The organism is Streptomyces sp. NBC_00316 (assembly GCF_036158715.1).
Classification (GTDB): domain Bacteria; phylum Actinomycetota; class Actinomycetes; order Streptomycetales; family Streptomycetaceae; genus Streptomyces.
In genome coordinates this window covers 7638691-7665069 of the sequence record NZ_CP108023.1, presented here as the reverse complement: position 1 = coordinate 7665069, position 26379 = coordinate 7638691, and the positions used below count along the sequence as shown (strand labels likewise).

Genomic DNA, 26379 nt, shown 5'->3' with positions numbered 1-26379 from the left:
TCACCGTTGTGTCGTCGAACGCGGTGCCGCCGAGTTCGATTCCGCTCATGCGCGCCGCCATTCCCGCAACGGCGGCACCGGCGCCGGCCCGCACCCCGAAGCCCCCGATCGGCCGAGCCCGCCCGGGCCGCCGCCGTAGGCGGGGGCGAAGATGGCAGGGTGCCGACAAGGATCCTGCTCGAAAGCCGCCCTGGCGCGGGCAAGACGACCGCCCTCCGTCGGCTGGCCGCGCTGCTGCCCGCCCACGCGGCCACCGGCTTCACCACCGAGGAGATCCGGCAGTCCGGCACCCGCGTCGGATTCGCCCTGGAGACTCTGGCAGGTCGGCGGGAGGTACTCGCCCATGTCGACCTGCCCGGTCCGCCACGGGTGGGCAAATACGGCGTCGACCTGGGCGTCATGGAACGACTGGCGCTGCCGTCGCTTCGGCCTGAAGCAACCGAGGAGGCTGCAGGGCGGCTGGTGCTCATCGACGAGCTGGGGCGGATGGAACTGGAGTGCACGGCATTCCGGCACGCGGTCGACGCGCTGTTCGTCGCAGAGATCGACGTCGTCGCCACGGTCCACGCGCACCGCGATCCGTTCACCGACGCCCTCAAGCGGCGTGCCGACATCGAAGTCGTCCAGCTCACTCCGGCAAACCGGGACGTCCTGCCGGGGGAGCTCGCGGCCCGGCTGCAACAGCCCCGGACGCTGTAAGACCCTCACCCAGGCGGAGGGGGCAAAAGTCCTGGCGGTGTCCGTCGCAGGGCGTCCGCGGTGAGGTAGCTGTCGCCCGGCCGTCGAGGGTGACGGTGGAGGTGAGGTCGGTTCGGGGGGAGCGGGGGGCGCCGAAGACGGCGCAGTCCTCGGCGCGGGCCACGGGGCGGGCCTCGGCGGCGGCGTTGTCGGCTCCGGCCGGGTCGGTCGGCGTCGTGTGCGCGACGGGGTGCGGTCAGCGGACTGCGCCCGCAGCAGGACCGGCGGGTCCGGTGTGTGCTGCGCCTCGACACACTGCCGGGCATCGGGATCACCGGCCTCGTCTTCGCAGTGGTCCTCGCGTCTCAGGTGCGCCTGACCTGCGTCGCACTCGGGGTCACCATCGGCTTCATGCGGCAGCCGGCCGCCGGACCCGTACCGAGCACACGGGAACGCACAGTTCACCCGATCTTCATGACTCCAGCGCGGTGAGGTGCACCAAATGATTCTTGGCGTGAGCATGCTCTGCCTGCACCGCCCCTGTCACTCCCCACTCCCCAACCGGAGGCCCCCAGTGCCCGGCAGATCCGTGTTCCGCCGCAGTCGCACCGCCCTCACCTGCGCCTTGGCCCTCACCGCCGTGGCCGCCGTCGGCCTGTGGACCGGCATCGGCGGCTCGTCGTCCGCGCAGGCCGCGGCCGGCGTGCCCACCCCCGATCACGTGATCGTCGTCGTCTTCGAGAACCACGCCTACAGCCAGGTCATCGGCTCCTCGAGCGCCCCGTACATCAACTCACTGAAGAGTGGGGGCGCCAATCTGAGCGCCTCGTACGCCGAGACGCACCCCAGCCAGCCCAACTACTTCGCCCTGTTCTCCGGCTCCACCCAGGGCATCACGGACGACAGCTGCTACACCCCTGGCTTTTCCAGCAACGCCAACCTTGCCTCCGAGCTGATCGCGTCGGGCAAGAGCTGGGCGAGCTACAACGAGACGCTGCCCAGCCAGGGTTCGACCGCGTGCAGCAGCGGTACGTACGCCCGCAAGCACAACCCGTGGTTCGGTTTCAGCAACGTCCCCACCTCGTCCGCGTACACGTTCAAGCAGTTCCCCACCGACTACACAAAACTGCCGCAGGTCTCCTTCGTCGTTCCCAACCTGTGCAGCGACATGCACGACTGCTCGGTGTCCAGCGGTGACACCTGGCTGAAGACCAACCTCGGCGCCTACGCGACCTGGGCAAAGACCCACAACAGCCTGCTCGTCGTCACCTTCGACGAGGACAACCGGCTCAGCGGCAACCGCATCCCGACGGTCCTCTACGGGCAGCAGGTGACTCCGGGCGCCACCTCCTCCACCACGTACAACCACTACGACCTCCTGCGCACGTTGGAGGACATGCACGGCCTCGGGCACGCGGGGAACGCCGCGTCCGCCAAGGACATCACCGGGGTCTGGACGTCCTGACATGTATGTAGCGGACAGCCGCGCCGCCCGTGCGGGGTCCGCCGAACGCGCCGCCGGGCCGGGCACGGAGACGGCCCGGCGGCGCGTGGCGGTCGCTCCCACCGTGCTGGCGCTGGGCACGGTCAGTCTGATCACCGACGTGTCCTCGGAGATGGTGACGGCGGTCCTGCCGCTCTATCTGGTGGCGGGGCTCGGCCTCAGCCCACTCGGCTTCGGGTTGCTGGACGGCGTCTACAACGGGTTCTCCGCCTTGGTGCGGCTGGTCGGCGGTCACTTCGCGGACCGGGGAGGCGGGCGCCACAAGTTCGTCGCCGCCGTCGGCTACGGCGTCTCGGCGCTCTGCAAACCTCTCCTCCTCATGGCCCACACCCTCACGCCCATCGGTCTCGTCCTGGCGGCCGACCGCACCGGCAAGGGGCTGCGCACCGCGCCGCGTGACGCGATGATCTCGCTGTCGTCACCGCCGGAGGCCCGCGGCCGTGCCTTCGGCGTCCACCGCGCGATGGACACTGCGGGCGCCCTGCTCGGACCGGTCGCCGCGTTCCTGATCCTGCGCGCCACGGTCGACGGCTACGACGCGGTGTTCACGGTGAGCTTCTGTGTCGCGGTGGCGGGCGTGCTGGTGCTGGTGCTGTTCGTACCCTCCGGCACCGGAACCCCGCGCACCGCGCAGGCGGCCGAACACCCCCGCCCCACCTTGCGCGCGGCCCTCGCGCTGCTTCGGCTCCGCACGATCCGGCGCATCGCCGTCTGCGCGCTGCTGCTGGGCCTCGCGACCGTGAGCGACTCGTTCGTCTACCTGCTGCTCCGGAACCGCCTCGGGGTACCCGACCGCTGGTTCGCCCTGCTGCCGGTCGGGACCGCCGCCGCGTTTCTGCTGCTCGCCCTGCCCCTGGGCCGGCTCGCGGACCGGGTCGGTCCTTGGCGGGTGTTCCTCGCCGGGCACGGCGCGCTGCTCGGCGCGTACGGTCTGCTGCTCTCGTCGTGGCACGGTGCAGCGCTCCCGTACGTGGTGCTCGTCCTCCACGGCACCTTCTACGCAGCCACGGACGGGGTCCTGATGGCGGCGGCTTCGCAGAGCGTGCCCGAGGAACTGCGCTCGTCCGGCCTCGCCCTGATACAGACCGGACAGGCTCTCGCCAGGTTCGTCTGCTCGCTGGCCTTCGGCGCGGCATGGACCGCCTGGGGTGACCGCACCGCGCTGCTCGCGACCGCGGTCGCACTCGCCGTGTGTGCCGCCTTCTCACTCCGTATCGGCCCGGCCGTGAAGGTTTCCGCATGACGCGCCTGCGCACCAGACTCCTCGTCCTCGTCTGCGCGGTCACCGTGCTCGCGGTCGTCGCCACCGCCTCCGTGCTGCACGCCGCAGCCAGGTCCGACCGCCGTGACGTGGCGAAGCCCGGCGGGCCGACCGTCGCGGCGGGCCGGGTCACGCTCACCGACGAGCACCGGATCGCCTTCCGGAACATGGCGTGGGGGCCGCATCGCGACGAGCTGACGACTGTGCCGGTCGCGGCGCCCGCCGACGCCCGCACCGCCTCGGGTGTCAAGTGCCTGCGCTTCTACGCGGCTTCGGGCACCGGAGTCTGTCTCCAGGCCGTGCACGGGGCGATCCAGGACACCTACCGGGCCACGATCCTCGACCGGCGGCTGGAAGAACGCGCGCACTACTCGATCCCCGGCATCCCCTCCCGCGCCCGTGTCTCCCCCAGCGGCCGGCTGGCCACCTGGACGGTCTTCGTGGGCGGCGACAGCTACGCGGGCACGAACTTCTCCACTCGCGCCGCGATCCTCGACACCCACACCGGCAGGCTCACCCCGACCCTGGAGGGCTTCGCGATACGCAAGGACGGCCGGCCCTACCGAGCCGCGGACGTCAACTTTTGGGGCGTCACCTTCGCCTCGGACGACCGGCACTTCTACGCGACACTCGCCACGAAGGGACATACCTACCTGATCCGGGGCGATCTGCGCGCCCGCACCCTCACCACCCTCCGGACCAATGTGGAGTGCCCCTCCCTCTCCCCCGACGGCACCCGCATCGCCTACAAGAGCCGCGACAAAGGGCTGCCCGCCGACGCCCCCTGGCGCCTCCACGTCCTGGACCTGCGCACGCTGGCCGACCACCCGCTGGCCGAGACCCGCAGCGTGGACGACCAGGTGGTCTGGAAGGACGACACCACCGTGACCTACGCGCTGCCTGGCGACTTCGGTGCGGATCTCTACGAGGTGGCGGCAGACGGCTCCGCCCGCCCGCACCGCGTACTGACCGCGGCCGTGTCCCCGGCATACCTGTGAACACGGACCCCACCGTCACCACCGTGTTTCACCAGGAACGGCCGGAGGCGCAGCCTGCGACCTCGGCCACTCCATGTCGGGCACCCACCGGGGCAACCCCCGCCAAGGACCCCAACGGCGACGACGGCCTTCCCGCCTGTGCCGCCGCACCCTCCGGATACGGGAAGATCACCCTGATCACCCACCTCGGGGATGTCCATGGCAGTGACGGTCTCCGGGGCCTCGTAGCCGTCCGGGAGAATGCTCCATGGGGCTGCCCCGGCGACGGCTACGGCACAGTGAACACCGACGAGCGCCGGCGGGTACTCCTGCCGTCGAACGCACCCACACCCTCGACGATCGCCGGGTGCGGCGCCCCATCGGCCCTCCGGGAACACGGGGTCGAAGCGCAGCCGCAGGACCTGGTCCTCTGCCCGGAGGGGCGTACCAACGGCGTTGATGTTTGCAGAGTGGGACACCCGGCCTGCCCCGGCGCAGGCCGACGGGGCTCACTCCATCGGTGACACCGCGGCAGCCGTTGGGCTCGATCAGCAGCGTCCAGACACGCCACCGCCAACCATGCGCGAGCTCGTCGGCACCAGAAGCACTACGGGCGCGGCGCACTCCCACAAGACGCCACCTCGCCGCGCAGACGACCGAGTGAGCCGCTGAGGTGTCCGCACGGCAAGGAAGGCGGCCGGCGTGCGGCGCCGCCGGGGTCAGCCCGACTTCGGCGGCTTCTGCGCGTCGAAGGCGAAGAGAGTGTTCTTGGCCGCGGCCACGATCACCACACGCCCCGCAACGGTCACGCGCGGGCTTGCACCCTGCTCGCCCGTCAAACCATCGGCCTGCGGATCTGTTGTCCACAGGGGTTTGCCACCGTACGGCGACAGCGCGACCACCCGGCCGGTGGCCGAGCTGAAATACAGCGCACCGGCTCCCGCCACGGGACCCGACGCGCCCTCCACGCTCGTCTGCCGCGACCACTTCTTCCGGCCGGTCGCGGGGTCGAGGGCCGTGACGAGACCGGTCTGCCCGCTCACGTAGACGGTGCCGTCCGCCATGCCGGGCGTCCCCGCGTAGTTCTTGGCCAGTCGGGAGTACGTGACCTTCCGCGAGGCCGGGTCGACCCGCGCCACCCCGTCGTACCCGGCCAGCGCCGTTCCCTCCATGTGCTCCTGAAGGAGTACGAGCCTGCCGTGGGCGACGCCCATCGGCACGGCGGGGCCGTTCACCGCGATGGGCCTGCCCAGCATCCCCGAGGCACGGTCGACCGTGTACAGGGTGGGGTGGCGCACCTCCAAGGCATCCACCTCCGCATCCGTCGCGCACATCGCGACGAGCTGTGGGCCCATCGGGACGGGAGCGCACTGCGTACCCGCGGGGAACGACGTCGTCCAGGTGACCTTGCCGCTGTGCGCGTCCCGGGCCTCGAGGCGGGAGTTGGAGGCGTCGACCGTCACGACGGCGGAGCCGGCCACAATGGCGTCCTGAGTGCGGCCCGTGACGGCCGTCGACCGGGCGCCGGACGGTACGGACCACAGCTCCCGGCCGTTGTCCGCGTCGATGGCCACCACCTCGCTGGGTGGGTCGTGCGGGGCATCCTGGGCGGCGAAGCGGTAACCGAGCACCGTGTCGTCGGTGGCGCCCACCAGGTGCATGCCCTGGACGGGGACGCCCGGGCTCTTCGCCGTCCACACCCGCGAGCCGTCCAGGGCCCTGATACGGGTCGCGACAACTCCTCCGCCCCCACAGAACAGCGCGTCGCCGCGCGCGACGCAACGCAGCTCGTCAGGGATGTCCTCGAGACCGCCCTGCACAGTCCTGCGCCACGGCTCGAAGCCCTCCGGAAGTGCGGCACCCGGCACCGCAACGCTGTTGCCCTTGTCGCCGCCACCGTTCTCCCCGAAGCCGCCCGCCTTCAACGCGGCGACTCCCCCGCCGATCGCTGCCACCGCCACCACGGCCGCGAGCACAGGCCGCCATCGGCGGCGCAGACGGCGGCCGGTGGGGGTGCCGGTGCTCCCTGTACCGGCACCCGCCGGGGCAGTGGGCGCCGGGGTGGCCCGCGTCGCGAAGTGATGCTGGGTGATCATGTCGCGGGTGCGGCCCGCGCCGACCCCGTTCGCGTCGGCCGCGCCGAGGTCGGCCGGCAGGTCCCGCAGCAGCACGAGGAGTTCGTCCGCCGAGGGGCGCCCCTCGGGCTCCTTGTCCAGGCACGACTCGACGACCGTGCGCAAAGCCACCGGCACGGCACCCAGCGACGGCTCCTCATGCACCACCTGATACGCCGTCATGTACGGGCTGTCCGCGTCGAAGGGCCCGTGGCCCGTCGCTGCGTACACCAGCAGCGTCCCCAGCGAGAAGACATCGGACCGCGGCCCCACATCTCGCGGCGCCTGCAACTGCTCCGGCGACATGAAGGGCGGCGTACCGATGACCCGCCCTGTCATCGTCAGCGTCTGCTGGTCCACGGCGCGCGAAATGCCGAAGTCGATGACGCGCGGGCCCTCGGGCGAGAGCACGACGTTCGAGGGCTTCAGGTCACGGTGGACAACCCCCACCCGGTGGATGTCGCGCAGCGCCTCCGCCAGCCCGATGGCAAGCCTTCTCAGCTCCGCTCCGTTCAGCGGGCCGTTCGTGGCGATGCGCTGGGCGAGCGTGTGCCCCTCGATATAGGTCGTCGCCATCCACGGCTGATCGGCCTCAGGGGCAGCGTCGACCACCGCGGCGGTGAACGCGCCGCTCACCCGCCTCGCCGCAGCCACCTCCTGCCGGAAACGGATGCGGAACTCGTCGTCCGCCGCGAACTGCTGGTGGATCAGTTTGATCGCGACAGGTCGCCCCGAACTCGTACGGGCCAGAAAGACCGTGCCCATGCCACCCGAGCCGAGCCGCGCCTCAAGCGGATAACCGCCGATCTCAGCTGGATCACCTCCGCGCAGCGACACCCTTCCGACCTCCCGTCCCCCGTGCCCCTCTGCTGCCCACGGGCCTGCGTACCTGTCCTGCACACAACCTAGCCGCAGGGCAGTACGGCGGATCCAAGCGGGTGACGGCCAGGGAGCCCTCCCAACGTGCGTGACCACTTCCGGGAGTAGTTGTTCCCGGCTCCCCCGAAGAAGGGCAGACCGCCGGTGAGGGTCGGACCGCGCGGGGTGTCGGCCACGAGGCCAGGGCCGTCCGCAACGTTGGAGACGCTTGGGGAAGCCGCTGTACAGGACGAGCGTCGCAGCTATGTCATCATATGGAGACATCATTTGATGACAAGCTTGGGGAGAAAGTCGATGCCTGCCCGACACGCAGGGCCCGACCTGCGGCAGCGTGCGTTGGTTCCGGTGCTGGTATTCCTCGGCACGGTGGTTGCGGTGATCAGCAGCCTGGGGGCTCCACTGGTGCCGACCATCGCCGCCGTGGACCATGTGTCGCTGGCCGACGCACAGTGGTCGCTCACGATCACGCTGCTGGTCGGATCGGTCGCCACCCCCGTGATGGGACGACTGGGCGACGGGCCGCACCGACGGAGGGTGGTGCTGGGGGCGATCGCGGTGGTGCTGGTCGGCAGTGTGCTGGCGGCGCTGCCGCTGGGGTTCGGCTTCCTGGTCGCCGGGCGCGCGCTGCAGGGGGTGGGCCTCGGGCTCATCCCGCTGGCCATCGCCACCGCACGCGATGTGCTGTCGGCCGAGCGGTCACGCCCGGCGGTGGCGCTGCTCTCCATCACCACCGTGGCCGGTGTCGGCCTCGGCTACCCGCTCACCGGGCTGATCACCGAGTCGATGGGCATCCACGCGGGCTTCTGGTTCGGCGCGATCATCAGCGGTCTCGCCCTCCTGGCCGCCGCGCTGGTCGTGCCCCAGGTCGACGGCCGGGAGAAGCGGCCGCTGGACGCCCCGGGGGCGGTGCTCCTCGCCGTCGGACTGGCCTCGCTGCTGCTCGCGCTCAGCGAGGGCGAGGTCTGGGGCTGGACCTCGGCCCGGGTGCTGGGCCTGGTCCTGTTCGCGCTGGCGCTGCTGACCGGCTGGAGCTTCCATGAGCTGCGCACTCCCCACCCGCTGGTGGACCTGCGGACGCTGCGCAACCGATCGGTGCTGACCGCCAACGTCGCCGGGCTGATAGCCGGTGTGGCGATGTACATGATGATGTCGATGGTCACCCGCTTCGTGCAGACCCCGAGCGCCACCGGCTATGGTTTCGGCACCTCGGTATGGGTCACCGGGCTGGTGCTGCTGCCGTTCTCAGCCGCCAGTGTGGCCTCCAGCAAGCTGGTGCCGCTGCTGACCCGGCGGACCTCCACGGCAATGGTGCTGCCGATCGGCTGTGGGATCTCGCTGCTGTCGATGGTGCTGTTCCTGCTCGCCCGGGGCAGTCTGTGGGAGCTGTTCGTGATCATGGGTGTCGCCGGACTCGGTGTCGGTTGCACCTTCGCGGTGATGCCGGGACTGATCGTCAGCGCCGTGCCCGCGCACGAGACCGGCAGCGCCATGAGCTTTAACCAGGTGGTGCGCACCATCGGTTACACCACCGGCAGCGTCCTGAGCGCCGTCGTCCTGGAGGCTCACACCGCCTCCGGCCAGCTGCTGCCGGCCAACAGCGGGTACCAGACTGCCGCCTGGCTGGGTTGCACGATCTGGGTGGTCACCGCTGTCGTTACGATCGTTCTGCCGCGGCGCTCTGCCGCGGCGGAGCGCCCCGTGACCCTGGACGAGGAACTGCTGATGGACGAGAGCATCGCGGACGCCGAGTCCGCCGAGGACAGTGTCACCGCGGCACCGGGCCGGTCCGGCCGGTGAGCCCCGGCAAGCAGCGGGACTCCGCCCGCAGTCGGCAGCTGCTGCTGGCTGCGGCGGCAGGCCTGTTCGCCGAACGCGGCTTCGACCGCAGCACCACCAGGGAGATCGGCGAACGAGCCGGTGTCGACCCGGCCTTGATCGCCCGCTACTTCGGCGGCAAGGCGCAGCTGTACATCGCCGTGCTCGACCTGGACCGGGCCAGCGCCAGGCCGGCCGACCTGCTGAAACCCGAACGCAACCTGATGCTGGTCAACGGCGTCGACCAGCGCGGCCCGGGTCCGGTCTTCCGGGCCGCGGTCACCCCGCTGGAGGACCCCGCGGTCCAGGCCGCCGCCATGGACATGCTGCACTGGCGACTGGTGGACCCGCTGTGCGAACGCTTCACCCGCGAGGGCCTGGACCGGCCCCAGCTGCGGGCGGAAATGACGGTGGCGGCATTCGTGGGCGTCGTCCTGTCCCGCCACTGCGGCGCGCTCAGGACGCTGGCCGAGGCCGACACGGACGAGGTCGTCCAGCTGGTGCTGGACATGCTCGGCCAGGGCCGCTGAGCGCCCTACGAGGCGTCCTGCTTGGCGGCCTTCACTCGGTCACCTTCCGGCGTCGCGGCCCTCACCAACTCCGCGGAGCGGATGGTGCGGGTGCCCCGCGAGACCGTCAGCCGCACCTGGGCACCGGGCGCGATGCCCTGCGAGGCCGCGGGCAGCACCCAGGCGGTGGTCAGGTCCGTGTTCCCTCGTCGGGGGCCGGGACCGGGCCACATCCTTGCCCTTGCGCGACTCCATCCGCAGCACCTCACCAGTGATCGTGTCGGGCTCGCGCCGCTCCGAACAGGCGAGTGCCAGGAAGTACGTCGCCAGCACGCCGAAGGCCGCATTCGCCGCCAACTCGCCGAGCAGGGGCCCCTCGTGGACTGCCGCATCGCTGAACCAGCCGTGGCTCCCGCTCGCGAAGTTGCCGGGTATCATCGCCAGGAATGCCACGAGCAGTGTCCAGCGGCTGAACTTGCCGGCCACCACAAGGCCGAGCAGCGCACTGCCCACCCGGCCGGAGCTCAGCACCAGTCCCGGCCGGCGCACCGAGCCGCCGCTGTGCGCGTCGACTGCGACCGCCCAGTCGGGCTGCCGCAGCATCGTGAAGGCGCAGAGGCCCACCGCGACCACGCCCGCCGCGGCCGCCAAAGTTCTGCCACCCGGACAGACTGACGCCCACGCGCCGTCCACCACAGCACCCGGACGGCGCGTCACATCACAACAGGGCAAAGGTTGCCTGATGCGGCGCAGGGGCTCCGGCCGGTCGAAGACGAGCGAGATAGGCGACGCCGCGATCGACGGCTCGCATGTCCGCATCCGCTACGAGATACGCGCCGACCTCTACCTCCCTCTGCTCCAACTCGCCTGCAGCATCATCTGCTTGAGACGCCTCAAAACCTCATTCTCAAACGATCAGTTATGGCGTGTTGTACAGGGCTCTGGTCTGGCTATTTCCTATCTGTGCGTGGGGTGCTGAGGGTCGAGGCGTTGTGGGTTGAGACGTTCAAGGGTCTGCGGATGGACCAGTTGCCGCGCCTTCCTCGGGAAGCCGGCAGTACCGTCGCCTCAACCGCGCCGGTGACCGGCAGGCAAACGCCGCCCCGCACCGGATCGTGCAGACCCGCTTGCGCTGCAATCCACGCACCCAGGAGTACTGCGAAGGCCGACTCAAGCAGGGTATGACCCGACGTCAGATCGTCCGCTTCCTCAAAACGCTACGCCGCCCGCGAAACATCATGGCCACCCCGTCGCGGTCCCGGCCACGCACAGCCGCGTGGACGCCCTTCACGCCCGGATACCGAGTATGTCCGCCACTCTGATCGATCCGCAGGGATTCGATCCGACGAGAATCAGCTGCTCGTCGAGGCCCCAAGCGCGACCGGCAATTGGGGGGCTGTGTCGCCGGAGCGGGCACGCATATCGGGCGGACGTTCCGAGCGCTGATGGACGTTCAATTGTTCATCCCCGCAAGAAAATCACCGGCATCCCTCCGAGCGGAGGGACCATTTCACCCGATATGCCCGAAGATACGATCTCTCGTTGCATCAACCTGCAGGCGAGCCGCGGCGGTTACGGTTAGGTAAAGCCATTTTTTTGTTCTTGACGCACGGAAAACACCGACGACACACTCTCGTCAGCCGCACGCACCCCGTGCAGTCGCACCGACCTTCTGGAGGTACAGGGTGACGAGCCCAGCCCGGATCCCGCTGCCGGATCTCATCGGCGAGCAGACCCGCGCGGAGATCTTCGCGACCGTGCTGACCGCAGGGCCGATCTCCCGCTCCCGGCTCGCCGAGCGTCTCGGCCTGGTGCCGTCCAGTGTGTCGAGGATGCTGCCTCCGTTGCTCGAGCACGGCTACTTGCGTGAGACCGTCGCGCCGCCACAGGGCCGGGGGCGGCCGCAGCGGATGCTCCACGTCAACCCGGACAAGCACATCGTCGTCGGCATCAAGATCGGTCCCGCGCAGATCTCCGGCGTGGTCACCGATATGGCCGCGAACGTGCTGACCCGCGGCGAAGTGCTGATCGCGGACTGCTCCCCGCACACCGCGCTGTCCGCTGCTGCCGCCCTGACCATGGACCTCCTGGCGAAGGCTCCGCAGGGGGCAGGTCCGGTGCTCGGCGTCGGTGTCGGGGTCAGCGGCCATGTGGACTCCGAGACGGGGATATGCCGGTACTCCGCACTGCTCGACTGGACCAAGGTCGACGTGGCGGGGCCGCTGTCCGAGGCCACCGGTCTGATGGTCGCCGTCAACAACGACGTCAACACCCTCGTCGTGGCGGAGCGGTGGTTCGGCCAGGGCAGGGACACGGACTCCTTTGCCGTGGTCACCGTCGGCGCAGGCGTCGGCTGCGGGCTGCTGCTCGGCGGCAGCCTCTACTCGGGTGTCACCGGCATGGCGGGCGAACTCGGCCACCTGCCCATGGACCCGTCGGGGCCGATGTGCAGTTGCGGCATGCGTGGTTGCCTCGAAGCCCTCGCAAGCGACCGAGCCGTCCTGAGTCACCTGCGCGACGGCGGCATCGACGACTGCACCGGCATCAGTGACGCGGTCGACCTCGCCCGCAGCGACCGCTCGTCCGCAGGCTCGACGGCCCGTGCGGCCTTCACCGCGGCAGGAACCGCGTTGGGCCGGGGCCTGGCCGGTCTGTGCAACCTGCTGAACCTGGAAAAGATCATCATTGCCGGCGAAGGAGCCGCGGCCTACGACCTGTTCGGCCCCGCGATGACCGAGGCGCTGGAGGCGTACGCCTTCTCCGATGCCGCTCGTGACTGCCGGGTCCTCGTGGACCCCGTTCAGCACGATCTCTGGGCACGCGGCGCTGCCTGCCTGGTCATCCGCGAAGCCGTACGCGCCGCCATCTCGTAACACCCGGTCGACCGGAACACGCCGGCTGCCGACCGAAATGCCAGCTCACACGCCCCACATGCAGAGGTATCGACGTGCCCCAGAACGACTCCAGTGCTGCTCCCGCATGGTGGCAGAACGCGGTGGTCTACCAGATCTATCCGCGCAGCTTCGCCGACTCCGACGCCGACGGCATCGGTGATCTGCAGGGCATCATCGAGCACCTGGACTACCTGGCCGAGCTGGGTGTCGACGTGCTGTGGCTGTCCCCGGTCTATCCCTCCCCGCACGCCGACAACGGCTACGACATCAGCGACTACCAGGACATCGACCCGCTCTTCGGCACGCTGGACGACTTCGACCGGCTGCTCGCCGCGGTCCACGGGCGCGGCATGAAGCTGGTCATGGATCTGGTCGTCAACCACACGTCCGACGAGCACCCCTGGTTCACGGCCTCGCGCGATGGCGGCCCCGCGGGACCCATGCGCGACTGGTACATCTGGCGTCCGCCCCGGCCCGGCAAGGAGCCCGGCGCACCCGGAGCGGAGCCCAACAACTGGGGCTCGTTCTTCTCCGGCCCGGCCTGGACCCACGACGAGGCGAGCGGGGAGTACTACCTGCACCTGTTCGCCCGCAAGCAGCCCGACCTGAACTGGGAGAACCCCGAGGTCAGGCAGGCCGTGTACGCGATGATGCGCTGGTGGCTGGAGCGCGGGGTCGACGGCTTCCGGATGGACGTCGTCAACCTCCTCTCCAAGGACCCCGCCCTGCCCGACGGCCCGGTTCCGGACCACGGGAGCTACGGCGACGGCAGCGCGTCGTACGTCTGTGGCCCGCGCATCCACGAGTTCCTCGCCGAGATGCACCGGGAGGTCTTGGCCGGGCACCCCCGCCGGCTGCTGACCGTCGGCGAGATGCCGGACGTCACCATCGACGAGGCGCGGCGCTTCACCGACCCCGCCAACCGGGAACTGGACATGGTCTTCCAGTTCGAGCACGTCTCTCTCGACCTAGGCCCCGGGGGCAAGTTCGACCCGCGCCCGCTCAGGCTGACCGACCTCAAGGTGAGTCTGGGGCGCTGGCAGGAGGGCCTGGCCGAGACCGGCTGGAACAGCCTGTACTGGAACAATCACGACCATGCCCGCGCGGTCTCCCGCTTCGGCGACGACAGCCCCGAGCACCGCGTCAGGTCGGCCGCACTCCTCGCCACGGTGCTGCACCTGCACCGCGGCACGCCCTACATCTACCAGGGCGAGGAACTGGGCATGGCCAACGCCCCGTTCGCCACCATCGACGACTTCCGCGACATCGAATCGCTCAACCACTACCGCGAACAGATCGCCGCCGGTGCCGACCCGGAACAGGTGCTGGCCGCGCTGCGGGCCCGCAGCCGGGACAACGCCCGCACCCCCATGCAGTGGGACGCCTCCGCGCACGGCGGCTTCACCACCGGGACCCCCTGGATCGCGGTCAACCCCGACCATCGCACGGTCAATGCCAAGGCCCAACGTGCTGATCTCGACTCGGTCTTCCACTACTACCGACGCCTGATCAGCTTGCGGCACACCGAACCTGCCCTCACGCACGGCGACTTCCGCATGCTCCATCCCGACGACGAGCGGATCTACGCCTTCACCCGCCATCACGCCGCTGACGGCACCGAGCTCCTGGTCCTCGCCAACATCAGTGGTGAGTCCGTCCAGGTGGCCGTCCCCGACGGTTGGGCCGGCACGGAGACGCTTCTCGCCAATGTCGCGGCCGTGGAGCCGTTGCCCGCCCGGCACACGCTTCAGCCCTGGGAAGCACGCGTTCACCGACGCACCGCTTCCTGACCCATCCCACCTCCGCAGTTCCCCGCCTCCGCAACCACCGAAGGAACTCCCGTGGCCACAACCTCCGCGCGGCCCCGTGCCCGCAGAAGCTCCCGCATCCTGATCGCCGCCGCCTCCCTGGCGCTCATGACACCGCTGACCGCCGCCTGCGGCAGCGACAGCAGCGCCGCCGGCGACGGCAAGACGCTTCACCTGTGGCACTACGAGGCCAAGGACAGTGCTCTTGCCAACGCCTGGTCCGCGGCCATCGACACGTTCAAGAAGAGTCACCCCGGTGTGAAGGTGGTCTTCGAGCAGAAGACCTTCGACCAGATCCAGCAGAACGCCGGGATGATCCTCAACTCCGACAAGGCGCCCGATGTCATGGAGTACAACAAGGGCAACGCCACCACCGGCCTGCTGGCCAAGCAGGGCCTGCTCACCGACCTCACCGCCGTCGCCAAGCAGCGTGGCTGGTCCGACAAGATCAGCCAGAGCGCCTCGGTCACCGCCCGCTACGACAGCAAGGGCGAGATGGGCGGCGACAAGTGGTACGGCATACCGAACTACGGCGAGTTCGTGCTCACGTACTACAACGACGACCTGTTCAAGAAGTACAACATCGCGAAGCCCACCGACTTCAAGAGCTTCGAGGCGGCGCTGGCCGCGTTCAAGAAGGCCGGCGTCACTCCGCTGGCAAACGCCGGCAACGACCACCCGGCCATGCACTGGCTCTACCTGCTCGCCCTGTCCCAGGCGAACGACACCTGGGTCGACAACTACCAGCGCTACCAGGGCAAGGTCGACTTCCACGGCCCCGAGTGGACGTACGCCGTCAACAAGTACAAGGAGTGGGTCGGCAAGGGCTACTTCGAAAAGAACGACGTCGGCCTCAAGGGCAACGACATGACGGAGCAGTTCGTCTCCCAGAAGCGGCCGATCATGGTCGGCGGCAACTGGTGGTTCGGTGGCCTGACCAGCGACATCAAGAACTTCAAGTGGTCCACCGCCCCCTACCCGGGCAGTGAGAAGACCCTTGGTGCCGGTGGCAACAACTGGGTCGTCCCCAGCAAGGCCAAGAACAAGAAGCTGGCCGAGGACTTCATCGACATCACCATGTCCCCAAAGATCCAGAAGCTCATCGGCGAGGAAGGCAATGTGCCTCTCGCCGCGAAGGCCGAGGACATCTCCAACACTGCTTCCCGCGGTCTCATCACGGCGTTCAACGAGTACCAGGACCGCAACGGGCTGGCCTTCTACCCCGACTGGCCGGTGCCCGGTTTCTACGACACCTTCCTGTCCGCCACGCAGAACCTGATGAACGGAGCCGGCACCGACTCCGTCCTCGACCAGCTCAGCGCACCGTACGACAAGTACATCGCCTCCCGGCACTGAGGCTCCCGGCCCGGCCCACCAGCCGGCAGTCACACCAGGGGCGGCGGCCTGCACCCGGGCCGCCGCCCAGCCCCTTCAAGGAGCATCTGTGAAAACCACCCGACGTCGTCCACGGCTCCAGACCCGTGGCTATGCCGTCTTCCTCGCGCCGGGGCTGCTGCTGAGCCTGCTCTTCCTCGCCGTGCCACTGGTGATGACGTTCTACTTCAGTCTCACCGCGTGGCAGGGCATCGGCAGCCCTGTCTTCACCGGCCTGGACAACTACGCAAATCTGCTGCACGACGCAGACTTCTGGGCATCGTTCCGGAACATCGCCCTGGTGATCGTCGGCGTCGCCGTCGTCCCCACTCTGCTGGGCCTCTTCCTGTCCGCGCTGCTCTTCGACTACATCGGCAAGAAGCACGGCGACGGCATCGTCAACGTCTACCGTGCCGGGCTGTATCTGCCGCAGGTCATCCCGGTTGCCGTCTCCGGCCTGATGTGGGGCTGGATACTCGCCCCTGAGGGCGCCGTCAACAGCCTGCTGGAGAAGGTCGGTCTGAAGGGGCTCGCCGCCAACTGGCTGGGAGATCCCGAATTCGCGCTGTGGGCGGTGCTCGCGGTCCTGGTGTGGATGCAGCTCGGTTACCCGCTGGTGCTGTTCCTGTCCGGACTGCAGCGCATCGACCCCGAGCTGTACGAGGCAGCCTCCCTGGACGGCGCCTCCTGGTGGCAGCGCTTCGTCCGCATCACGGCGCCTCTGCTCCGGCCGGAGCTCTACGTCGTCCTGGTCACCACCACCATCGCCGGGCTCAAGGTGTTCGCCCAGATCTTCGTCCTGACCGGCGGTGGACCAGGCAACGCGACGCTGGTCCCCTCCTACTTCGCCTACCAGAACTTCTTCGAGCGCGCCGACGTGGGCTACGGCTCGGCGATCTCCAGCACCATCACGGTGCTGGTCCTGGTCATCGCCGGCTCGTTCCTGACCCGCCAGGCCCGCGAGGACGGATGATCCATGAGCACCGACACCAGCACCAAGGCCTCCGCAGCCACGCAGAACGCCGGCGGGACCGCCGTGCACGGGCACCGGGAGCGGGCGAAGCTGCGGGCATTCCGGCCGCGCCGCGGTCGGGGCTCCTACGCCGTCGTGTCCGCGGTCGGCGTCTTCGTCCTGGCCTTCCTCACCCCGTTCCTGGTCATCGTGGTCAACGCGTTCAAGACCAGCGCCGACTTCCGCTCCCATGGCACGCTGTCCTGGCCCACCGAGTGGAACTGGGCGATCGTCCAGGACGTCTGGCAGCGCGTCGACTTCACCCAGAAGCTCCTCAACAGTGTCGAGACCAGCCTCGGCGTCGTCGTCATCGCCGTCGTCCTCGCCCTCTTCAACGCCTACGCCCTGGGGATCGGCCGCGTCCGCTGGCGTACCGCCTTCCTCGTCTTCTTCCTGGGCGTGAACGTGCTGCCGCAGGAGGGGCTCGTCTATCCCCTCTACTACCTGTTCAAGGAGCTGGGGCTGTACGACTCCAAGCTCGGCTACACCCTGCTCGTCGGGGTCACCTACAGCGCCTTCGGTACCTATCTGCTCTCCTCGGTGTATGCGAGCTTCCCGCGTGAGCTGATCGAGGCCGCTGCCCTGGACGGCGCCGGCCGATGGACCATCCTGCGGCGCATCATCCTGCCGATGAGCTGGCCCACCCTGTCCGTGATGTGCATCTTCTTCTTCGTCTGGAGCTGGAACGAGTTCCTCTACCCGCTCGTCCTGCTGATCTCCAATGTGAACCAGACCGTCCCGCTCGGACTGGCGGGCATGAAGGGCCAGTACACCAGCGACCCGACGGCCATGAGCGCCGCGGCCCTCCTCGGGGTCGTTCCGATGGTGGTGTTCTTCCTTCTGTTCCAGCGCTCCCTCACCCGCGGGCTCACGGCCGGCGCGGTCAAGTAACCCGTCGCTGCCGGTCGCAGCCGCCCCGGACCCGGTCGGGCAACGCCTCCCGCCGACGGATCCGGGGCGGAGCCGTCACGGTGCGGCGGATGAGGGGATCAGCGGTAGCTGGAGGCGCCGGCTGTCTCCCCGATGACGAGGCAGGCCGCGCCACGTGCCCAGATGTCGTCACGGACCGGGTTCACGTGGACGGCGCAGTGGCGCGCGGCGTCGGAGAAGGCGCGCGACCGGAACGCCGCGTGCATCGCGGGGCCGAACAGGTCGTGGGAGAGCGCGCCTTCGCCCGCAATGACGATCTTCTCCATGTCGAAGATGTTGCACAGGTCGGCCAGGCTCCGGCCGAGCGCCGTGCCCGCCTCGGGGACCCCGACCGGGCCAGCGCGACGGCGTCGCCGAACGTGGCGCAGTCGGACACCCCCGCGTCATGGATGTGCCGGAGCACTGCGCGGTCCCTGGCGAGGGCCTCCAGGCAGCCGCGGCTGCACATCGGCCCGGCCGGGTCCAGCGGCAGATGACCGAGTTCGCCGGCCAGGCCGCCCTTTCCGCAGAACAGTTCGCCGCCCAGCACCAGACCGCAGCCGATGCCGGGGACGACCGTCACCACGGCGAACGAGTCGACGCCCTTGCCGTGACCGAACCAGTGCTCGGCCACCGCAAGGGCGTTGACGGCGCTGTTCACGATCACGGGCAACTCGGTGGCGGCGGACACGGGGCCCGCCACGTCCACCTTGTGCCGGTCGAGCAGCGACGAGTACAGGCAGACCCCGCGGGCCGGATCCACATGGCCGTCGAGGCCGACACCGAGCAGGCGGTCCCTGGTATGCGGCACCGGCTGGAGCCGGTCGGCCAAGGCCGACGCGGCGGGCAGGGCAGTTGTCGGCGTGCAGTCGGCGATCGGCTTCGTGGCCCCGGCCAGTACCCGCGCGGCCAGGTCGGTGACCACGCCCGACACCTGGCTGGGGCCGATCTTGATGCCGACGACCAGGTGCCGCTCCGCGTGACCTCGAGCAGGCGCCGGGGACGCCCGCGTCCCTGAGGCGGTGCGTCGGTCTCCCGCAGGTAGTCCTGAGCGAGCAGCGGGGGCAGCACGCGCGTGATAGACGAGGGGACGAGGCCCAGGCGTCGGACAGGGCGGTGCGGGAGAGGGGCCCTCGGTCAGTGCCAGAGCGAAGATCTCGGATCTGGTCCGCTCGCCGGCCAGATCGGCCACCTCGATCCGTGCCCCCATCGCCACACCCCTCTCCCCGCACGGTTCAGTCGACGCTGTCGATTATCGACGGTCGGTCCGAACCGCGTTCAGACGTTGAGTTCGATGTAGTTGAGGTTGATCGCCCCGGTGTCCGAGCCGGTGCGGCCGATGGTGATCAGGTTGACTCCGGCGGCCAGCTGGATGCTTCCGGTCACGGTGCCCCAGGTGTCCCAGTCGGCGAGTGCGGGGAGGGACACCTGGAAGGGGCCACTGACCTGTGTGCGGTTCTCCTTCTGCGCGGACACCGTCATGGTGCCCGTGCCGCCGGTGGCGTTCGCATAGCGGTAGCCGATGGTGAAGCTGCCGGCAGACGGAGCCTGCACCGCGAAAGTCACCGTGGGGCCTTCGCTGCCGGCCTCCAGCTTGTCGACGAAGCCCATGCCGGCATACCCGGCGTGGTTGTTGTTGAAGTTGGCGCCGCCGCCCCAGGCAGCGAAGGCCGCGTGGTAACGCTTGGTCGCCGACTGCGGAACCACCTTGACCAGCTTGCACGCGTGGGGTGCCAGGGCGGCGGAGACGCTGGTGTCGGAGCCCAGGTCGGTGCGGGCCCAGAGGTCCCGCACGCTCGCCGGACCGGAGATGCCCAGGTGTCCAGCGAAGTCGATGGTCCTGGTGACCGTACTGGTGTCGTTGCGGTTGAACAGCGCCACCACCCAGGAGCCGTCCGGGAGCTGCCCCGCCCAGCGCTCGGTGTCGCGCGAGGTGCCGTCCTGCGAGTACGGGGTGCCGCTGTAGAAGACCGGCTTGCCGACCAGACCCTTGTTGTGGATGTCCAGGACCTCGGGGTTGGTGTACACCCAGCCGTTGCCGCCGATGTTGCTGTGCAGGTCCGAGATGGCCAGCGGCGAGCCCGCCACCGTCATCAGGGAGATGGCGGTGCGCCGCTCGTCGTCGTCGGCGAAGGTGTTCATCATCAGGAAGTCGCCGTCGAGGATGAGCTGGCCGCGGCCCGAGCGGTGCGCCCACCCGGTGAAGCCGCAGAACGGGTTGAACCAGTTGGGCCATGCGTCCTGCCAACTCTGCCGACCGCCGCTCAGCCGCGCCCATCCGCCACTGTCCGCATCAGCATTGATGCGGACCATGTCGCCGTACTTGATCTCGTTCCGGGCGTCGTTGAAGAGATGGGGCATCACCAGAGACAGTTCGATCCCGTCACCGGCCGCCTCGTGCATCCACTGCAGCGCCGTCTCGTAGTCGGCACTGCCGTGGCTGGTCCCCACGGTGCCCACACCCGCGTCCGTGCCGGTCTCGTACCAGGACAGGAAGTCGATCCGCAGATAGGTGACGCCCAGGTTCTTGAAGTGGTTGACGTATCCCTGGACGTACTCCTTGGCACCCGGCTTCGTCACATCCACCCAGTACTGGTCGTTGAAGCCGACGTCCTTGCCGAAGATGTCGCCGGGGACGGTGATGTCGGCGACCTTGATGTCGGGACGGCCCACCACGGTGTACGAGGGGTCGGCAACCACGTTCGCGTGGACCCACAGCGGGTTGTGGTAGACGCCGAGGGTCATGCCCCGGGCTGCGAGGTAGTTCACCCAGTACGACCAGTCGTGCTGCCACTCGTCGTCAAAGGTGGTCCGGTAGCCGTTGGCGGTGAAGCTGGTGCAGGCGCCCCACCCGTCGGTGCAGGCCATCTTGTAGCCGGACGGGGCGAAGTCGGCGGCCAGCCAGTCGATGTTGGCCTGCCACTCGGCCTCGGGGATCGGTGCGTTGTGCGGGAAGGACCAGCCGTAGATGTTCCAGTACAGCGGACCGACACCCTTCCGGGTGTAGATGCTGTTGCGACTCGTCACCGGCAGCGCCGCCGCGGCGGCGGCCGCGAGTGCCCCCGTGCTCATCGGCGCAGCCGCGAGGGCGGACGGCGCCGGGGCCAGAAACACTCCTGCCGTCGCGGCTCCGAGGCCGGTCATGAGGGATCGCCGGGAGATCGCCATGGGGCTCCATCCAGGGAGGGCCGGGGCCTCGTCGCCCCGGTTGCGTACAGATGACGGGAGTGTGTCGCACGCTATTTTTTGCGTCAATGAAGTAAGGCCAACTTTCTTTCCAGGAACAGTTGATGACGAGGCGGTAGATATCAGCACTCGTGGCTGCTTCCTGGTGGAGCGATCCCATTTCGGCACGGCATGAATTCTTGCTCGGCGAAAAAAATTGGGAGCCTGTCGTTCACGGGCGACAGGTGGGAGGTCGTGGATCGGCGCGCCCGTGGGCAGGCGGAGGGAGCCAGGTCACATCAGGGCCTCGTCGGTCAGGGCGCGAAGCGACGACAGGACGCCGTGGCGGAGCATGGTTGCGGCCGCACCCCGGGCCCATGCTTCGTCGGGCTGAGGCCGGACGAGCAGGGTGCAGTCGCGGGCGGCGGTGGAGAAGACGCTGCGCTCGACCTCCTCACGCAGGGCGTCGATGAACAGGTCCGAGGCCGCCAGACCCTCGCCTGACAGGATCAGCAAAGGCGGGTTGATCAGGTTGAGCAGTGTGGCGATCGCGCGGCCCAGCGCGACGCCGGCCTGGGTGAAGGCCTTTCGGGCAGCCGGGTCGCCGGCGTGGGCGAGGTTCGCGACCTGGGACACCTTGGTGATCCGCGGCCCGGTGGCGCCGGACATGGCCCGCACGATCGCCTCGCCGCCGGCCACGCTCTCCAGGCAGCCACGCTTCCCGCAGTGGCATGCGGGGCCGTCGGGATCCACGATCATGTGGCCGAACTCGCCCGCGACTCCGCTGACGCCGTGCCACAGGCGCCCGTCGAGGACCAGCCCGCACCCGATGCCGGTGCCGACGGTGACGACGAGGAAGCTGGAGAACGCGCTTCCGGCGCCGAACCACTGCTCCGCAACGGCGAGGGTGTTCACATCGTTCTCGATGACGACCGGCAGGTTGAGCCGTTCGGAGACCAGCTTCTGCAGCGGTGCGTCGCGCCAGGAGAAGAACGGCGACCGGTGCAGCACGCCGGCCGGCCCGTTGACGTGGCCGCCCAGGCCGATACCGATGCCGAGGAGGCGGTCGGACGGCACCGGGCAGCGGCCCAGCAGCACCCCGGTTATCTTCTCGATCGTCGCCAGGCCTCCCTGAAGGCTGCGGTCCTCGAACTTCAGCCGGTGCGAGGACTGGACCTGGGCCTGGAGGTCCACGACCACTCCGACGATCTCTGAGCTCATCAGCTTCAGACCGACCGCGTAGTGCCGGTCCGGGTTGATCGCCAACGGGATCTGCGGACGGCCGGGCACGCCGGCCTCCGGGTCCTGCTCCGTCACATACCCGTGATGGATCATCGGCTTCACCAACTTGGTGACCGATGCGGGTGAAAGGCCGGTCATCCGGGCGACGTCCCGGCGCGACAGGGGACCCCGGGTGAGCACGGTCTCGAAGATCGCGCCCAGGTGGCGTTCCCGCGCACCGGCGGCACGCTGTCCGTCGCGTCCGGAGCGGGGCGGCGGTTCCGTGATGGTCATGACGGCCCTTCGCTCGAGATGTGGCTGAGCGTAAGGACGTTGTTTTTCGGAGTCAAGCAACCGCCTTACAACAAAGGGTGATTGCCCCTTTTTCCCGGCTTCCGCGGCTCGCGTTGGCGGCGTGCAGGTTTTTTTGCTTGACGCTGTGAATCAACCTGGTGAACATTCACCCCGCTTGACGGCCCGTCATGCCGGGCTGCAGGTGTGCGTGCCGGCGGATCTGCCACCGGATATCCCCCGACCTCAGGGAGCGACCGTGAGAAGACCACGAACAATCAGTCGGCTCGGCACGGCGTTCGCCGTCCTTGCCTCGTCGCTGACCGCTCTGGTCACGCTGCCCGGCGGCGCTTCGGCGGCCTCGCCGACCCTGCCGAGCGCGGAGACGGCCCGCAGCCTGTATGCCAACAACTGGACCGACACCACGGGCCTGTGGATGGCGTCGCAGCTGGCCCAGACGGACACCAGCTCCCAGTTCGGGCCGAGACTGGCCGAGCTGCACTACTCGCCGAACGGTGCGCAGGCGTCGTCCGCGGTCAACCAGATCAAGGATTACACCGGGTTCTTCCGCGACGAGACCCACGGAACCAAGTACGACCAGGTGCACAACTTCGGCTCCGCCAGTGGCTATCTGGACTCCGGAGGTGTGCTCCGCTCCGACTACGGCCCGTACGCCGGCTCCGCCACATCGGTCTCGATCGGCCGTGACTACGCCTTCGTCCCCGACCAGCACTTCGCCGTGGTGACCTACCGGCTCACCAACCCGGGGACGTCCGCGGTCGACATGAACGTCCTCGACTCGCTCCACGTGAACAACACCGGGGCCGGGTCGGGCAGGACCGTCCATGCGACCTGGGATGCCACCCGCAACGCCGCAGTCATCGACATGTCGGCCAGCGGCCAGTACCACCTGGTCCTCGGCTCGTTCGGTGCGCCGACGAGCCACCAGGTGGGCGACGACACCGTCTCCAGCACCGGCTCTGCCACGGTGGCCCCGTGGTTTGCCTTCGACGCCACCGGTACGCTGCCGGGCAACGACTCCGTCACCGCGACCGACGTCGACGCCGCGCTGACCAAGCGCGTCACCGTTCCGGCCGGACAGACCGTGACCACGTCGTTCTACCTGGCCATCGCGGACACCGCCGCGAACTCCCTGGCCGCCGCCGACACCGCCCGTGCGCAGTCCGGCGCCTACTGGAACAACGCCACCACCACCGCGTACACCAACTGGCTCGACGCCGGCAAGCGGGTCAGCTTCACCGACACCGGCCTGTCCACGGCCTACGACCGGGCTCTGGTGGCGATCAAGCAGACGCAGAATCCGGCGCTCGGCACGTTCCCCGCCGCGACCAACCCGATCGCCTACGGCTACAAGACCTGGGTCCGTGACTCCGCGGTCACCGCGATGGCCCTGGACGCCGCGGGACACCACGCCGAGGCGGACAAGTACTTCCGCTGGCTGGCCGGCATCCAGTACGCCGACGGGTCGTTCGGCACCACCTACGACAACTGGACCGGACAGCACGTCGACTTCGTCGAACCCGAACACGACGGGATCGGCATCTTCCTGGTCGGGGCCTACCGGCACTGGCAGGAGACCGGCGACAACGCCTTCCGGGACGCCCTGTGGCCGCAGATCACCAAGGCCGCGAACTTCGTCGCCACCCACATGGCCGGCAACGGTCTCGGCCCGGCCGACGCCTCCATCTGGGAGGAGACCCAGGAGTACAACACCTTCACCCAGTCGCTGTACATCGCGGGCCTCTGGGGGGCCGAGGCCATCGCCCAGAGCAAGGGCGACACCACCGACGCCGACGCCTGGAGCGACACCGCAGCCTCGATCTCCACCGCGCTCCAGTCCTCCTCGCTCAACAGCCCGGCCGGTCTGTGGAACTCCCCCGACGCCTACTACAACCGGGCGGTCAACCTCGACAACACCGGGCGGGTCACCGTCGACGCCTCGTCGGACATGCTGTTCGTCAGCGGCGCCGTCGACCCCGCCAGCAGCCGTGCCGCCTCCCACGTCGCCAAGATCAAGGCGACGCTCACCCACGACACCTACGGCATCGCCCGCTACACCGGCGACGGGTTCTACTACAACTCGCCCTACAGCCCGGCCGGCAACGAGGCCCTGGCCGCCGAGCCCAGCTGGCCGCAGATGAGCATGTACCTCGCCCTGTACGCGCACTACACCGGGGACCAGGCCGGTGCATTGCAGGAGCTGACCTGGTACGCCGGCCGCACCGCGGTCGGCTACATGCCTCCGGGAGAGGCGGTGTCCAATGTGAGCCAGAAGCCGATCGTCTCGACCATGGTCGAGCCGGTCACAGGCGCCTGGTACGTCCTGGCCGCACTCGGCTACACCGGCCAGGCCGACACCCGCAGCTACGCGCCGGTCAGCAAGGCCGGGGCGCACGCCGGACTCACCGTGAAAGCCGGTACCGCCGGCGACTGGCCGCAGTGGGCCGCAGTCCCGTACTACGCCTCGCCGGTCGGCACCGACGCCGGCACCGACGCCGGCACCGACATCCGCAACGTCGCCGTGGCCAACGACGACAACAACGTCTACGTGCGGATCGACAACGCCTCGGGCACCCTCCCCGGCTACCAGGCCACGTCGAAGTTCTCGGTCAACGTCTATGCGGGCGACTACTCCGGCAGCACGGGCACATCCACCAGCACCTCGGCCCTGTACGGGGCGCCCCTGAGCCGGCCCGCAGCCTTCATGGTCGGCCGCACGTCGGACTCGGCGACCTACAACCACTTCCACGTGTCCGGCGGCTCCTGGGTCAACGACTCCGCCATCACGTCGGTCATCGCCCCGCAGTGGGACCCCGCGACCGGTCGGATCGAGGTCGTCATCCCGCGCTCGGCACTGACCAGCGGAGCGGCCGCTGACGGATCGACCGTCCCGATCACCATTGCTCTGGCGCGGCAGAACCCGACGACCCTGGCCTGGACCGAGGCCGACACGGTCAGCCTGCGCTACCGGCTGACCGGTGCCGGCGCCCCGTCGATCTACGGCAACGTCCGTTAGTGACCGCACGGGGACGGTCAGGGCCGCCGGAAGCTCCGGATTCCGGCTCCGACCGTCCCCGTGCGGTTTTCTGGTCCTTTCGTTGTACCCACCTGGGGTACGTGCATGGGCGGCAACGGCAACCACGCGACTCCAGAGAGGTGTTGACGCCTGCCGACGAGCTCTTTGATGGCCCGGCGACCGTCAGGTCGCCGGGCCATCAGGATCGTTGAGGCTCAGCCGGGGTCGGCCGCGTAGTAGATGCGCAGGACCGGGTTGATCCCGGGGACCATTTCGCTGACGGTGATGTTGTCGATCCACCGGTGCGGGATGACTCCGTCGCGGCAGATGCTGTCCGGTGTTGATCGCGAAGACGCGCAGGTGCGGGTGCCCTGCGGTCACGCCAAAAGGACAAGTTCTTCTCCGTTCGCGCACGCATGGCACGGAGAATCGGCGGCACGGCCCCCGGGATCGACCTTGGTCACCCGAGGAAGCTCAGACGAACCTGACGGTTGGGATTGTCCCTGTTCGTATCCACCAACCTCCGTTAAGACAACCCGGATGATACCGAGCTGCGCTGCTACCGCGGATCGGGCATGGACTGACGCGGCCGAGGCCCTCGTTGACGGCGGCATCGTAGGCGTCCTGCTCCTTCGCGTCAGGCTTGTAGCCGCGTTGGCGAGGGCCATTTCATGGATGCCACAGTGCCGGTCGGTCAACGTCTTCGGCCCCACCTCGGGGAGGTCAGGTGCCGGAAACCACTTGAACCCGAACCCTTCGTGCAGTCGCCGATCAGGACCCTCTATGCCTAAGGGCTGTCCCGTAATCCCCGGCGGGCGCGCGACGACAGCTACGGCACCTCGCCGCGTTGCCGGAACACCCGAATACACCGAGTGTGAGGACGCCCCTCCGCCCCGCGATGTACCGCATCTGACGCAGCGCGCTGATCCAC

Annotated in this window: 17 protein-coding genes and 2 pseudogenes; 13 read left to right on the top strand and 6 right to left on the bottom strand. The window is 69.1% G+C overall.

All coding sequences use genetic code 11. The annotated features are described in order from the left end of the window. Positions 1–159 precede the first annotated feature (159 nt). The 4 genes from OG878_RS34160 to OG878_RS34145 all read left to right on the top strand — a co-directional run bounded on the left by OG878_RS34160 (position 160) and on the right by OG878_RS34145 (position 4441). Positions 160–699, top strand: a complete 540-nt coding sequence (locus OG878_RS34160; protein WP_328890344.1) for a nucleoside-triphosphatase — start codon at positions 160–162, stop codon at positions 697–699. 553 nt (positions 700–1252) lie between these two features. Next, entirely contained in the window at positions 1253–2143 is an 891-nt protein-coding gene (locus tag OG878_RS34155; RefSeq protein ID WP_328890343.1) for an alkaline phosphatase family protein, read from the top strand. Between the two features lies 1 nt (position 2144). Continuing rightward, on the top strand, positions 2145–3425 hold the full coding sequence (locus tag OG878_RS34150; RefSeq protein WP_328890342.1) for an MFS transporter: 1281 nt from the start codon (positions 2145–2147) through the stop codon (positions 3423–3425). Beyond that, positions 3422–4441, top strand: coding sequence for a TolB-like translocation protein (locus OG878_RS34145; protein WP_328890341.1), 1020 nt, complete (start codon positions 3422–3424; stop codon positions 4439–4441). The genes OG878_RS34150 and OG878_RS34145 overlap by 4 nt, the downstream gene beginning before the upstream one ends. Positions 4442–5139: 698 nt before the next feature. Here OG878_RS34145 and OG878_RS34140 read toward each other — a convergent pair. Then, the gene (locus tag OG878_RS34140; protein WP_328890340.1) at positions 5140–7371 is read right to left on the bottom strand and encodes a serine/threonine-protein kinase; all 2232 of its coding nucleotides are present in this window, start codon (positions 7369–7371) and stop codon (positions 5140–5142) included. Between the two features lie 336 nt (positions 7372–7707). Between OG878_RS34140 and OG878_RS34135 the strand changes: the two genes are divergently transcribed. Then, positions 7708–9210 carry an MFS transporter gene (locus OG878_RS34135; protein WP_328890339.1) on the top strand — a complete coding sequence of 501 codons (1503 nt, stop codon included), beginning with the start codon at positions 7708–7710 and terminating at the stop codon, positions 9208–9210. After that, positions 9207–9758, top strand: coding sequence for a TetR/AcrR family transcriptional regulator (locus tag OG878_RS34130; RefSeq protein ID WP_328890338.1), 552 nt, complete (start codon positions 9207–9209; stop codon positions 9756–9758). Before OG878_RS34135 ends, OG878_RS34130 begins: the two co-directional genes overlap by 4 nt. A 39-nt stretch (positions 9759–9797) precedes the next feature. On the opposite strand, the gene OG878_RS34125 is transcribed toward OG878_RS34130, so the two are convergent. Beyond that, entirely contained in the window at positions 9798–10388 is a 591-nt protein-coding gene (locus OG878_RS34125; RefSeq protein WP_328890337.1) for a hypothetical protein, read from the bottom strand. Between the two features lie 389 nt (positions 10389–10777). Between OG878_RS34125 and OG878_RS42395 the strand changes: the two are divergent. The 6 genes and pseudogenes from OG878_RS42395 to OG878_RS34095 all read left to right on the top strand — a co-directional run. Then, positions 10778–10970 (top strand): annotated as a pseudogene (locus OG878_RS42395) (IS110 family transposase); the annotation flags it as partial. A gap of 452 nt (positions 10971–11422) precedes the next feature. Beyond that, the gene (locus OG878_RS34115) at positions 11423–12610 is read left to right on the top strand and encodes an ROK family protein (RefSeq protein ID WP_328890336.1); all 1188 of its coding nucleotides are present in this window, start codon (positions 11423–11425) and stop codon (positions 12608–12610) included. Positions 12611–12684: 74 nt separating this feature from the next. Further along, positions 12685–14421 (top strand): alpha-glucosidase, encoded by a 1737-nt coding sequence (locus tag OG878_RS34110; RefSeq protein WP_328890335.1) that lies wholly within the window; start codon positions 12685–12687, stop codon positions 14419–14421. 51 nt (positions 14422–14472) lie between these two features. Next, positions 14473–15795, top strand: coding sequence for an ABC transporter substrate-binding protein (locus OG878_RS34105; protein ID WP_328890334.1), 1323 nt, complete (start codon positions 14473–14475; stop codon positions 15793–15795). Between the two features lie 88 nt (positions 15796–15883). Further along, the gene (locus OG878_RS34100; RefSeq protein WP_328890333.1) at positions 15884–16786 is read left to right on the top strand and encodes a carbohydrate ABC transporter permease; all 903 of its coding nucleotides are present in this window, start codon (positions 15884–15886) and stop codon (positions 16784–16786) included. Positions 16787–16789: 3 nt separating this feature from the next. Further along, the gene (locus tag OG878_RS34095; RefSeq protein WP_328890332.1) at positions 16790–17716 is read left to right on the top strand and encodes a carbohydrate ABC transporter permease; all 927 of its coding nucleotides are present in this window, start codon (positions 16790–16792) and stop codon (positions 17714–17716) included. Between the two features lie 98 nt (positions 17717–17814). On the opposite strand, the gene OG878_RS42390 is transcribed toward OG878_RS34095, so the two are convergent. From OG878_RS42390 to OG878_RS34080, 4 genes and pseudogenes are all read right to left on the bottom strand, one after another. Then, positions 17815–18021 carry a hypothetical protein gene (locus OG878_RS42390; protein WP_443049193.1) on the bottom strand — a complete coding sequence of 69 codons (207 nt, stop codon included), beginning with the start codon at positions 18019–18021 and terminating at the stop codon, positions 17815–17817. Between the two features lie 128 nt (positions 18022–18149). Then, positions 18150–18944, bottom strand: a pseudogene (locus OG878_RS34090) (ROK family protein); the annotation flags it as partial. A 68-nt stretch (positions 18945–19012) separates the two neighbouring features. Further along, positions 19013–20902 (bottom strand): carbohydrate-binding protein, encoded by a 1890-nt coding sequence (locus OG878_RS34085; protein ID WP_328890331.1) that lies wholly within the window; start codon positions 20900–20902, stop codon positions 19013–19015. Positions 20903–21193: 291 nt separating this feature from the next. Continuing rightward, on the bottom strand, positions 21194–22414 hold the full coding sequence (locus tag OG878_RS34080) for an ROK family transcriptional regulator (protein WP_328890330.1): 1221 nt from the start codon (positions 22412–22414) through the stop codon (positions 21194–21196). Between the two features lie 256 nt (positions 22415–22670). Between OG878_RS34080 and OG878_RS34075 the strand changes: the two genes are divergently transcribed. Next, positions 22671–25448, top strand: a complete 2778-nt coding sequence (locus OG878_RS34075; RefSeq protein ID WP_328890329.1) for a glycoside hydrolase family 15 protein — start codon at positions 22671–22673, stop codon at positions 25446–25448. Positions 25449–26379 lie beyond the last annotated feature (931 nt).